The organism is uncultured Anaerovibrio sp., assembly GCA_902786545.1.
Lineage (GTDB): Bacteria > Bacillota > Negativicutes > Selenomonadales > Selenomonadaceae > Anaerovibrio.
In genome coordinates, this window is record CADACU010000052.1 from 1 (window position 1) to 12,466 (window position 12,466).

Annotated in this window: 6 protein-coding genes and 6 tRNA genes; all 12 read left to right on the forward strand. The window is 48.4% G+C overall.

The features are described 5' to 3' along the window. The first annotated feature begins 19 nt into the window (after positions 1-19). Positions 20-95, forward strand: a tRNA-Phe gene (locus QZV24_RS09080). A 13-nt stretch (positions 96-108) separates the two neighbouring features. Beyond that, positions 109-184, forward strand: a tRNA-Thr gene (locus tag QZV24_RS09085). Positions 185-196: 12 nt separating this feature from the next. After that, positions 197-270 (forward strand) — tRNA-Gly (locus QZV24_RS09090). A gap of 12 nt (positions 271-282) precedes the next feature. Beyond that, positions 283-371, forward strand: a tRNA-Leu gene (locus QZV24_RS09095). A gap of 38 nt (positions 372-409) precedes the next feature. Then, positions 410-496: transfer RNA gene (locus QZV24_RS09100), tRNA-Leu, on the forward strand. A gap of 22 nt (positions 497-518) precedes the next feature. Further along, a tRNA-Leu gene (locus QZV24_RS09105) sits at positions 519-604 on the forward strand. 134 nt (positions 605-738) lie between these two features. Beyond that, positions 739-1,890 carry a cache domain-containing protein gene (locus tag QZV24_RS09110; protein ID WP_294523117.1) on the forward strand — a complete coding sequence of 384 codons (1,152 nt, stop codon included), beginning with the start codon at positions 739-741 and terminating at the stop codon, positions 1,888-1,890. Continuing rightward, positions 1,833-2,705, forward strand: a complete 873-nt coding sequence (locus tag QZV24_RS09115) for a methyl-accepting chemotaxis protein (protein ID WP_294523119.1) — start codon at positions 1,833-1,835, stop codon at positions 2,703-2,705. Before QZV24_RS09110 ends, QZV24_RS09115 begins: the two co-directional genes overlap by 58 nt. A 140-nt stretch (positions 2,706-2,845) precedes the next feature. Further along, a complete protein-coding gene (locus QZV24_RS09120; protein ID WP_294523122.1) occupies positions 2,846-3,883 on the forward strand; it encodes a metallophosphoesterase in 1,038 nt (345 codons plus the stop codon). A 63-nt stretch (positions 3,884-3,946) separates the two neighbouring features. After that, positions 3,947-4,795, forward strand: a complete 849-nt coding sequence (locus QZV24_RS09125; RefSeq protein WP_294523124.1) for an ABC transporter substrate-binding protein — start codon at positions 3,947-3,949, stop codon at positions 4,793-4,795. A 215-nt stretch (positions 4,796-5,010) separates the two neighbouring features. After that, complete coding sequence (locus QZV24_RS09130) at positions 5,011-6,660, forward strand: ShlB/FhaC/HecB family hemolysin secretion/activation protein (protein WP_294523126.1); 1,650 nt, start codon at positions 5,011-5,013, stop codon at positions 6,658-6,660. A 62-nt stretch (positions 6,661-6,722) separates the two neighbouring features. After that, a partial coding sequence (locus QZV24_RS09135) for a leukotoxin LktA family filamentous adhesin (RefSeq protein ID WP_294523128.1) occupies positions 6,723-12,466 on the forward strand: 5,744 nt, incomplete at its 3' end.

Here is a 12,466-nt window from a genome sequence, read left to right on the forward strand (position 1 = left end):
CCCTTCGGGTCGCCATTATGCCTCTGTAGCTCAGTTGGTAGAGCAGGGGACTGAAAATCCCCGTGTCAGTGGTTCGATTCCGCTCGGAGGCACCACTTTTGTTCATATGCTGGTGTAGCTCAATAGGTAGAGCAGCTGACTTGTAATCAGCAGGTTGGGGGTTCAATTCCTCTCGCCAGCTCCATTGAATACTTACGCGGGTGTAGCTCAATGGTAGAGCCCCAGCCTTCCAAGCTGGTCACGTGGGTTCGATTCCCATCACCCGCTCCAATTAAGCATTTTGCCGGGGTGGCGGAACTGGCAGACGCACGGGACTTAAAATCCCGCGGTTGGAAACAACCGTACCGGTTCGATTCCGGTCCTCGGCACCACTTGTAATTGTTGCTTAAATCTGTTATAAATATACTATGCGGCCGTGGCGAAACGGCAGACGCGCTAGCTTCAGGCGCTAGTGGGGGTTGACCCCGTGGTGGTTCAAATCCACTCGGCCGCACCATTATTTCTATATATATTCAAATGCGGTTGTGGCGGAATAGGCAGACGCGCTACTTTGAGGGGGTAGTGATCCATGGTCGTGTGGGTTCAAGTCCCACCAACCGCACCATTTAACAATACTCCGAGATAATCTCGGAATTTTTTTTTGTCAGCAGGATTTCATCGACTAAATGTGGAATATAGTAGTCGTTGAGGTGTCGATTTTTTTATATAGATAATTTGCTTATATATGGGGGTTTTTTTATGGCGGATTTTCTAAAAAATGCGAGTGTAAAAACAAAGCTTATGCTGCTAATCGGTGTTTCCGTTTTTGTGGCTATGGTGACTATGGGAGTTATTCTCAACAGGACCATAACTAACCACGAAAGGGAATTGTTCCAGGAGGAGACTAAGCTGCAAGCTATTCAGGTGGATAACTCAATGCATCTGTTTCTGAACGGTTTGAGAGATGGCTTGGTTAATATGGCTAATGACCCAACTGTTCGACAGGGTGGTGATATCACTGTTTATCTTGATGGTGCGACGGATGCCAGTGGTAAAATCCCGATGGATCCAGTAGCTAAGGGTGGATATGAAGCAGCAATGTTTGATATATTCCACAGATTTGTGGAAGCCAATAAAGGCTCTGTTTCTGTTGTTAGCTATGGCACTACCTCAGGTGGATATCTTCAGTATCCGGCAGTTAGCCGTAAAAAGGGCTATGATGCCCGGTCCCGTGACTGGTATAAGGAATCCATGGCTGATGTAAATAAGGTTCGTATTACTAATCCATTTATGACTTCCAAGGGTACTCCTACTATTGGAATTTTTTTGGTAACAAAGGATAACTCCAATAATCCTATGGGTGTGCTTGGCCTTAATGTGGATTTGCCGGTTGTTACTGATATGATCAGTGAGATTAAAATTGGTGAAACAGGCAATATGGTCGTAGTTGATGGTGATGGTGTAATATTTGCTTCTCCAGTTCATCCTGAATATAACTTTAAGAAGGTATCGGAAATTGAAGGAGATTTTGCAGGTTTGGCCAATGTCAAGGAAGGCATGGTTGACATCACTATGGATGGTGTAAACAAGGTAGTCAATGTTTATACCTCTGAGCAGACTGGCTACAAGTATTTGACTGTTGTTGATGAGGACCAGTTGCTGGCACCTGTACGGGAAATGCGGTGGGTTTTGGTTATTGTGCTTGTTTTGGCACAGATTTTCATCCAGACCCTCACCTACATGATGTGTAATGCTCTGTTCAATCCGCTGAATGAGTTGGCTGGTGCATCGGAAGAAATCGCCAGCGGCAACATCAGCACAGTTCCGAGCAGGTATCTGCTGCCTCCAGTGATTTGTCTGAAGGCTCCGAGCAGTGTGCTGAGACCATTACCCATGTTGCAGGCAAGGTAAGTGATATTGCCGGTGCAGCTCAGCAGCAGAATGATACCATGATCAATGTTGTGAATCAGATTCGCAATATGACGGAAAATGTTACTTCTATTGCATCCAGTGCAGAACGGATGAGCAGTGCTTCAGCTAACGCTGGTAAGGCGGCAGAGCATGGTGAGGCAGCAATTAAACGAGCAGTCAATCAGATGGACCAGATTACTGAGACAGTTGATCAGTCAGCGGAAGCTGTAGCAGAGTTGGGGGTTCGTTCCCAGGAAATTGGCGAAATTATCAATACTATTTCCGGTATTGCTGACCAGACCAATCTGTTAGCACTTAATGCAGCAATCGAGGCTGCCAGAGCCGGTGAGCATGGTCGGGGATTTGCGGTTGTTGCTGATGAAGTCAGAAAGCTGGCTGAGCAGTCCTCTGAGGCAGCTGGTGAGGTTGCGTCAATTATTCAGGCTATTCAGAGTGAAACCCAGAAGGCCGTTAACAGTATGAAGAAGGGTACTGAGGCGGTGAAGACCGGTAGTGATGTTGTGGCACAGGCTGGTGAACAGTTCCAGCAGATTGTGAACAATGTTAAGGAAGTTGATGTACTTATTCACGAGGCAGCCAGAGCGGCTACTGCTACTGCTGACTCCAGTGCAGAGGTACTGAATTCCGCTGAAGAGGTAGAGAAGGTAACCAATACAGTCACCGGTAATATTGATTCTATTTCCTCGGCTACGGAAGAACAGTCGGCAACTATGGAAGAAATCGCGGCATCAACCCGTAATCTGTCCGAGTTGGCAGCTGACCTGAAGAGAGAACTTCTGAAGTTCAAATTCTAAAGGTGTTCAATGGGAAATTTTCAGTAAGTTGTGTAAAACCAGCGTCATATTGGCGCTGGTTTTTATATTTGAGGAGATTTTCATAATAATATGATAGAATACAAAATATCATTATATTGAAAATTCTTGTGAGGTGTGAAATGCTGGGGTTCTTTGCTGTTTTGCTTATAATATTGACCGGAATCATTATGCTGACCCGCAAATGTGTTGGAGTGATAGCGGGAATATTTCTGCATATTGCCACCATACTTTTTATGGGACAGATAGTATTTGATGTGTTGACTCTTTTATTCCTGATGGTTAAATGGGCCAAGGGGAAGCTCTTTAACATTCCCCAGGATGAGAGCCGGCGCAGTTTTTTGCGAGGAGCGGCTATATTGCCTGCGGGAGCGGTTGCTATATCCCTGTATGGTGGGCTGGCAGAGAAAAATGATACGGTTGTGCGTCAGTTTGATATTCCTGTCGAGGACATTCCCGAGGATATAAAAGGCTTTTCCATTGTTCAACTAAGTGATATTCATTTGGGCCCATTTATGAGCCTGGATGATTTGGAGAAGCTTTTAGTAAAAGCTGCAGGCCTGCAGGGGGATATTCTGGCTATTACCGGAGATTTATTTGATGACCGGAGGATAAATGCCAAGGCGGCTAAGCTGGTGGACAGCTATGTGGACAAGTTTAAATATGGCATAGTATACTGTCGGGGCAATCACGAGCATCTGCGGGGGATAACGGCAATTGATATGGCTTTGGAGAATACCAGGATACATTATCTGGTTAATAGCAATAAATACATTGCTGGTGCCGATATGCCTATATATATGGCTGGAGTGGATTATCCTATTCGACGGGACCAGTTTCAGTTTTTACAGGAGGCCTATGCGGAGCAGGCTATGAAGGATATCCCGAAAAATTCAGTAAAAATATTGTTGGCCCATCATCCTGATTTTTTTGATTCGGCTGAAAAATATGGAACGCAACTGGTTTTGGCGGGGCATACCCACGGCGGTCAGCTGGGCATATTGGGAATACCTGTAGTACCACCATTGTTCAAGTATATGCGGGGGATGTATAAGGTGGGCAAAACCTTTGGTTATGTACATTCCGGTAATGGCAGCTGGTTCCCGTTCCGGTTTGGCTGTCCGCCGGAAATTGCCGTGTTTACCCTTGTAGAAAAATAGAATGGAAAAGCAGGATTTTAACACTGCTGCGTCGTACTAGAACGATGATAGGGGGTATGCACCATGAACATAAAAAAACTGGGTACTATTTTGTTTGGCTGTATTTTGGCAGGAACGGTACTTGTGGGCTGCGGAGGGCAGCAGGGGAATAAGGCAGCAACCCATGATACGCAGATTAAGGTTGGGACATTGACTCATTTGAATGCCAGCGAAGAAAAAATCAATGAGATTATGAGGAAGATTGATGAGGAGACAGAGGTTAAGCTTTCCCATGATTACATCTACTATGACAAGCTGACGGCCATGTTGATGGGATATGAATCAGGCAGTGTTAAGGAAATGAGCCTCTATGGCAGTGTAGCACAGTATCTTATAAATCGTAATGACAAACTGGCAGTAGTTGAGCATAAAAATATGAAACTGGAGGATGACTTTTGTTGTGCTGTTCGCAAAGAAGATCAGCAGTTGAAGGCTGAACTGGACAAGGCCATTGACGAAATGAAGGCGGATGGGACTCTTGATAAATTGGTGAAAACATATATTACCGATTTGAAAAAAGGGGAGGAGCCACCTGCAGTAGCTATGCCGGTCACAAATGGTAAAAAGCTGAAGATAGCTATAACAGGCGATTTGCCACCATTAGATTTGGTATTGGCCGACGGAACGCCAGCTGGGTTTAATACAGCCGTATTGGCGGAAATTGGCAAGCGTTTGGGCCGCGATGTGGAACTGGTGCAGGTAAACAGTGCTGCCCGGTCATCGGCTTTGGCCACCAAGAATGTGGATGTAGTGTTCTGGGTAGCTGTGCCAAAGGGGGATTCAAGGATACCGGCTGATATTGATAAACCACAGGATTTGGAATTAACTATCCCATATTATCAGGATAAGACTGTTCATGTAGGTCAAAAATAATATAAAATCAGATAAAAATCAGCCCGGACGGCAGTGAGCCTTCCGGGCTGATTTTATTAGGTGAGGAGCCTACTGTACTTAGGAAAAATATTACTTGGATTAGTTATGAGTATAAAGTAATTTTTTTTTCACAAAAGCTTTGATTTTCGTAAAGTTGAAAAGTATAATAAAAGTGGGAGAGTATAATATTTGTAAAATAGGTGGGGAGAATTACGATGAAATTATTTAATTCAATTTGTGTAGCATTGGCTGTAGGCGTGTTTGCGGGGAGTAATGTATCATTTGCGGCTGAACCTAACAGAGGTATGGATGCAGGAGCACAGATGGAGCGTGAGCGTAGAAATATTGAGCGTGAACGGGTGCTGGAACAAATTGCCGAGGATGAGGCCACCAAGAACAATAAGGTGGAGAAGGAAGGTGCTCCTTCGGCTGATGAGGCTGATACTAAAATAAGCTTTGAATTGAAACAAGTGGTTTTAGATTCGTCTGAGGTTCTGACGACAGATGAGCTGAAGTCAGTGACGGATGCTTATATTGGCCGACAGACTACTTTGAATGATTTGCGGGAGATGGCGGACCGGATTACGGGCCTCTATCGTGATAAAGGCTATATGACCTGCGGGGCTGTGTTGCCACCACAACGAATTCATGATGGAGTGGTAGAAATCCGCCTAATCGAGGGTAAGACGGGAGAGATTTCGGTTGGAGGCAACAATCATACCAAAACCGGATATATAATTGACCGGTTAGGGTTGAAGAAGGATACCATTGCCAATACGGACAAATTGAATCGGGATCTTCGCTGGTTTCATGGAACTAATGATATCCAGCTTCGGGTGGTTATGAAACCTGGAGTCAAGGAGGGAACCACGGACTATGAAATCATAGCATTTGAACCACAAAATCAAACTGTTAGCTTGTATATGGATAATGACGGTTATGATAATAGTGGCCGTTGGCGTCAGGGAATTTTTTACAATATCAGAAGTTTGTCGGGACAACGGGATGCACTTAAAGCAAGCTTTCTCCGCAGTTCAGGAACCAAGGTGTGGTCGTTAGGATACAGTTTACCTATTTCCACCCGAGGTATGCGGTTGGATTTTGATTATTCAGGCAATAGAACAGAAGTGGTAAACGGAGAGCTTAGACCATTGGGAATACAGGGAAAGTCAGGTTCTTATTCCATTGCATTGCGCGTGCCTTTCCAGGTAACGGAGAACTCCCGCCACGAGGCAGGATTGCAATATGTCCATCAAACGGCGAAAACAGACTTCGGTAATGGTGCTGAGCCTTGGGTGAATGACCGGATTCAGCGGGTGATACCATATGTTTCCTTTACCCATTATGGTGCGTCTACGGTATTCTATCACAAACATTCCTTTGTCTGGGCTCGGAGAAGGGATGTAGACGGAAAATCGGATTCGACAAAGTTCTATCGTGTTACTTCTTTTTGGCAAAACCGCTATAAAAACGGTAACTTCTGGCAGGCACGGTTGGATGGACAGCTTTCCTCCGGTAATTTTATGGCGGCGTCGGATCGGTTCTTTATCGGTGGCGTCAACAGCGTAAGAGGTTACGAGGAAGGTTTTATTGGCGGAACGAAGGGATTGACGGCTGGTCTTGAGTTTCATGTCCCGTTGGACAAAGCAAAAAAAGTGTTCTTTTTCCCTTTCTTCGATTGGGGAACGGTGCGGGGAGCAACGGCGCCGGAGCATAACACTCTGATGAGTGCAGGCCTTGGTGTAGAGGCTAGATTTAATAATATTTATGGTGCAGTAACCGTTGGTTTTCCGCTAAAAAAAGAGTTTTATGGGAACAGGGTGGATAGCATGAGGTTGGATTTCACCCTGTCGGCTACATTTTAACAGATATGGTAGGAATGCTTCGTTGAGGAGTTATTTGTATCAGGCAGAAAAAGGTGATCATTATGGCATATGGATACAGCAGCAAAAAGCTAAGCAACAAAAAGAGCCTTGCGAAAACAAGGCAAATGGAACCGAGATTGCTTCTTGCATCATTGGTTATGGCGGCAGGGGTTTTCGCCTATCCGCTTGACCTTGGTGAAGCAGCGATTGTTAGAGAAGACGGTACTGTGCTGGATGCTTCGGGGCTGGTGCATAATATCGATCCGGAAAATGTAGTGAGCAATGATTTTGCCTACAACCGATTCAAGGAATTTGACTTGAATCAGGGGCATATTGCCAACCTTAGCTTTGGTGGCGCGTCCACCCTTGCCAATCTGGTTAACAAGCAAATAAATATCAATGGTATCGTTAACGCTGTAATAAATGGCAATAATGGCAATATTGACGGTCATCTTATCTTTTTAAGTCCTGATGGAATAGCTGTTGGAGCATCAGGTGTTATCAACGCGGGCCAGTTTACAGGGCTCGTTCCTACCAGGACTGCCTTTGATACATTGTATAATACGCCTGCTAATATTACGCTGGCGGCTGTTGATGCGCTGAATACCGGTTCTTTCGCGACAGGGAAAAAAGTGGAGGTAAGCGGGAAAATCAATACCCATAGCGGGGTTATGCTGGGGGCAGGCATTATCAACCTCCAGGACGGCGCAGTGCTGCAGAGCACCAAAAGTTTGGACTTCACTCAGCTGGTTAATATAAAGAATGGAGATACCATACAGACTAATGCTGATTTGGGAGGGTTAACAGCGGTTGAAGGCAGCGGCGGTGATATAATCCTCATGGCTAAGCAGGAGTCTGCCGTTAAGGATACCAAAATTGAAAAAGATGCAAATAATCAGGACAAGGAAGTGGCCAATGCCATCCGCTGGAAGGACCGTTCCACCGACTTGGATGCCAAGGTCAGCATTGGGAAGGGCGTTTCTATCAGCACTTACGGTGCAGTAAAGCTTACGGCAGAAAGCACCAGCACCTACGAGGACAGCACCCCAATGACCCTGACGGATACCCTCAAGGGGATTATTTTAGGTGATGATAATAAATTAATAAATGGACTGGTTGACAAGCTGGCCAAGAAGGAAGCCGGGGCCAACAAATACCTCTTTGTCAATTATTCCAGCAAAAAGAACAAAGCTTCGGTTAAAATTGGGGAAAACGCTACTATTACGGGTCAAAATATCGATATTGCCGCCACCTCCAAGGTGGAGCTCAAGCAGTCCATCGCCGTGTCCCTGGGACAGGGTAAAAAGGACAGCGAGGGCAAAACCATTGACGACAGCTCCAAGGCGATTGCTGCCGTGGCGGTTTCCCGGGTATACAATAATGCCGATGTGGTCATTGACGGCAATTTGACAGCTAATGGAGCAGATGGCGATGGAAATGGTATCAAGGTATCGGCCAATGCGGATACAACAGCCGCCCTTTCAGCGACCGGCACCGGTGGTGAAGCTAATGCGGTGGCTGTGGGCGTTGCCGTTTTGACCGGCGATACCAAGTCCAAGGTAACGGTAAACAACCCGACGGCGACGGCTCTGACGGCCGCCCAGGGCAAGGTGACCATGGATGCGGTTACGGGCAGCGACATTGATGTGAACGTGGGAGCCGTAGGGAAAAAGAGCTATGTGGTTTCCAATGTGGGCTTGGCCAACTATGACACCAGTGCCGATGTGAGCATAAACCGGTCCATTACGGCGGGAGCCGTGGAGGTCAAGGCAGAGAACAATATTACCGGGCTGAAAATAACGGTAAACAACGCAGTGAAGGACGAGGAGAGCAAGGGCAAGGACACTGCCCAGGCAAGCGATGGGGAGAAAGAGGAAGACAATAACGCTGCTGCCGCCGAGGAAAGCAAGCCTGATTCGGAAAAATCCGAGGATGAGAAAAAGAGCGAGCAGAAGTCCAAGGATACTACCCAGGTGATGAAGGACGCCTCGGCCGATGCCAATGACGAAAAGACCCAGGATGCTGCCGGTTCAGACGGCAAGGGCGGCGTCAAGGATGTCAAGGACAAGGTGGAGGGCACCAATGAGGGCGGCGGCAATGAGAAGAAAACCTCGGCCTTTGGGCTTGGAGCCAGCGTAGGCATTTTGTCCAATAAGAACGACGCCAATGTTACTATTGGGAAGAATGCTGTGATTACGGCTACGAAGCCGGAGCAGGGGGACACGCCGGACGGTGCGGTCAATCTCTCCGCCAAAACCCTGATGACGGCCTCTGGGGAAAAAGAGGACAGCCTTAAGCTGACGGTGAAAAATGCCCAGGCCAATTCTGCCAAGGTGGAAATTGGTGCTGCCGTATTGGTCAGCAATGTGAAGAACAATGCCAATATTGTGCTTGACAGCGACGGGGATAAGTCTGCCCAAATCAAGGGCAGTGCCGTATCACTGGATGCTGCCGCCGGTATGGGCAAATACCAGAAGAACAACAAGGATACGGACAGTGTCCTTTCCTACGAAGTGAGCAGCGAGAGCCAGGCCGATAAGGAGACCCCGGCCACCGTTGTGCTGGATGGCTCCGTAGGCATCAATACCTTGAAGAATAATGCCATTGTCCTTTTAGGTCAGCAGACCAGTATAGATGGCAGTGCGGTAAGCCTGTCCGCCGATGCTGATACCAATGCCAAGGGAACCTATGGTGCCACTGAGGCTAACAACAAGGTGGGGGTCGGGGCCACGGTGGGCCTCCAGAACATCAGCGGCAACAGCCTGATTATGGCCGGCAAGGGGGTAACCCTTAATGGTACGGAGTCAGTTAGCGCCGCCGCCAGCACTGCCCTGGATGGGACGAATGAGGTGAAAAATGCCGGCAAGGGTGAATCCATCGGTGTTTCCGGCATGGTGGCCCTCTCCTATGGGGACAGCAACAGCATAGTGTCCCTGGATGATGAGATTAGCACCACGGCACCTGCTGTAATGCTTACTGCCACCAATAGTACCAATGTGGATAATTCGGCCCGCAGCGAATCCACGGGTGTCACCGGATCCAAGGCCTTTGGCATTGGTGTTGGAATTGTAAATTATGATGTAAACAGTCTTGCCATGATCAGCGATAATGGCAGTGGTATTAGTGCGCCCTCCGGCAGTACTATGGACGCGGAAAAGGCCGCCCAAAAGGTTTATCAGGATGCCGCACTGGCCAGAACCGTTGCCGGGGATACTTTTGCCGGAAAGCTGGGTACAGCCACCACCGGCAATGCCACGGGCAGCATTACCACGGGCAGCTACACCGCTGCCGCCATCACCACCGGTATGCTCAAGAACGATGCCAAGGCCAAGGCCTCAACCAGTGGCTCAGAGGACACCAGCGGAAATGAAAATAAGGATTCCGAAAAGTGGACAAAGTGGTCCAAGAAGGGCGATGAGGGGGCCAAAGAGGCCAAGAACAACACTGATGCCTTGGAAAATGACACTGTAACGGCCCAGAATGAAAGCGCGGCCCCAACTGTAACCGAAAATACCGGGGAAGGGCAAGACCCTAAGGTAACGAATCAGAAGAACAATGCAACAGGCGCAGGTAAGGAAGCCGCCTCGGCGGCCAACCCGGAGCCGGATAATGATAAGAAGGATGAGGGAGCAGCTCCTGCTGCCGGTTCCTCAGAAAGTGCCGGTGCTTCTATCGGCATGGAGGGCAGCGTGGCCCTGACCTTCCTGGGCGGTCGGACGGATGCTGTGCTGAACAATGTGACGGTGCAGAACGGGGATGACGCCGTGGGCTCCGTTGCCCTTTCTGCCACAGATTTCCTGGGCTCAATCACCTTAGGTGGCACCGATATCAAGCATTCTTTGAAAGATGGAAGCTCCAGCACCAAGGTGGCTATTGGCGGTACCTTCGCCATGAACAGCTCCAACCGTGATGTGGACTCTATTTTGCGCAATTCTAATCTGCAGAAGGTGGAGTCTGTCTCCAATACGGCCAGCAAAACTGGTATAGAAGTGGCGGCCGGCATGGGCGTCAGTGTATCCAAGGGCGATGGCACCAATGTGGCCGGAGCAGGTGTGGTGTATTATAACAAGGCCAACCAGGATATCCATGCCCTGTTGGTCAATAATACGGTCACCAGCTCCGCGAACGGCGGCCAGATTGATAACAAAGCTACCAGTACGGATTTTCAGATTGCCGGGGCATTAGCAGCTAATTTGGCCAGTGGCTCAAATACCAATGTAGGCTTTGGTGGCGCGGTAGCCATCAGTAATCTGGAAAACAATTTGTCCAGCGGTATCATTGGTGGCAGCTACCAGGACAAATTCCAGGCCGTGAACGTGGAAGCGCAGAAGGGCACCACCCAGATTAGCGGTGCAGTGGCAGGCGGCAAGAGCGGCTATGGCTTCAATGGGGCCTTTGCCTATGGCAGCGTAAAGAACACCACCAGTGCCTATATTTCCGGGGCAACTGTACAGGGTAATACGAATAGCGCGGTAAATGTCAAGGCCGGGGAAATCCCTGTCCTCAAGGCAGATGATGAACGCAATAGCGAAAAGCAGCAAATAGAGAACAACGACAAGCTGGATAATCAGACTAAATCCGTACTGAAGGATGCCGTGGATGCGGACAAGAATAACAAGAAAACCCTTGAGGATGTGGGAGTAGACACCACGGGTAAGGTTTATCTTGAGAATGGTGAAGAGAAATCCGCCTTGGATGATGCTGCAAAAACTACCGATGAAGGCAAGATTGCCGATGACGCTGCAAAAGATGAGAGCGATGCCAAGGATGAATTGGGGAAAAATCACAGTCTGACCATTACTGCCGCCATGGCCGGCGGCCTGGAAAGTGATGCCGGCTTTGGTGCAGGCATTGCCTACAACTATGTGAAGAACGATATTGGTGCCAATATTACCAACTCCACCATCACGGCTGAGACGGTGAGTGGGGAGGCGGCCACTGACGCCACCATCGTTTCTGTAGGGGCCGGTGTGGCCATTGGGGGCAAGACCTTCAACGGGGCCGGTTCCGGCAGCTGGAACGACCTGAAAAATGATACCAAGGTTACCTTTGCAAACAATACCATCACCGGCAAGAATATCAGCGAACAGGCCCAGAATACCTCATCCATCATCAATATTGCCGGTGAGGTGGCCGGAGGCAAGGGAATGGCTGTTGGGCTGTCCCTGGCCTATAACTCCCTGAATAATACCACCGGCACCTATCTGAAGGATAATATTATTCATCTTAATGGGGGCGAAAATTCTGTTAAATTGGCTTCCACCAACCAGAGCAAGGCTTTGGCTGTGGCTGGTGCCGTAAATGTAAATATCAAGCAATCCGTTGTAGGTGCAACGGGAACCGTGGCCATCAATCGGGGCGTGAACAATACGGAGAGCGTCCTTGGGGGCAGAACTACAGGGGAAAAGACTGAACTGAAAAACGTGAAGGAGCTGTCCGTTACCGCTGAGGAGCTGTCCAAAAAGACTACTGTGGCCGGCGGCGTTTCAGTGGGCGGCAAAAAGGTAGGCTTCGGCGCTGCTGTGGCCTATACCTCGGTTGGTACCGATGAGAAAAAGGAGAGCCTGCTGGCTGAAATTAACCATGTGAATATCACTACCACGAATAATGGCAAGGTTGAAGTATCCGTCAAGGACAGCAAGCAGAATAATAATGAACTGGAGAAATCCCGGGTTATCACAGTGGGCTCCGGCCTTGGTGTGCAATGGGGTAAAAATTGGTTCACCCTTCAGGGGGCAGCCGCTGTTTCGGATATCTACAAAACCAGCAGGGCGGCTCTGAATAACAGCAATATCAATCAAGGAGT

Coding starts and splice junctions, on each gene's coding strand:
- QZV24_RS09130 (WP_294523126.1), top strand. CDS start 5,011: ATGAAATTATTTAATTCAATTTGTGTAGCATTGGCTGTAGGCGTGTTT.
- QZV24_RS09125 (WP_294523124.1), top strand. CDS start 3,947: ATGAACATAAAAAAACTGGGTACTATTTTGTTTGGCTGTATTTTGGCA.
- QZV24_RS09110 (WP_294523117.1), top strand. CDS start 739: ATGGCGGATTTTCTAAAAAATGCGAGTGTAAAAACAAAGCTTATGCTG.
- QZV24_RS09120 (WP_294523122.1), top strand. CDS start 2,846: ATGCTGGGGTTCTTTGCTGTTTTGCTTATAATATTGACCGGAATCATT.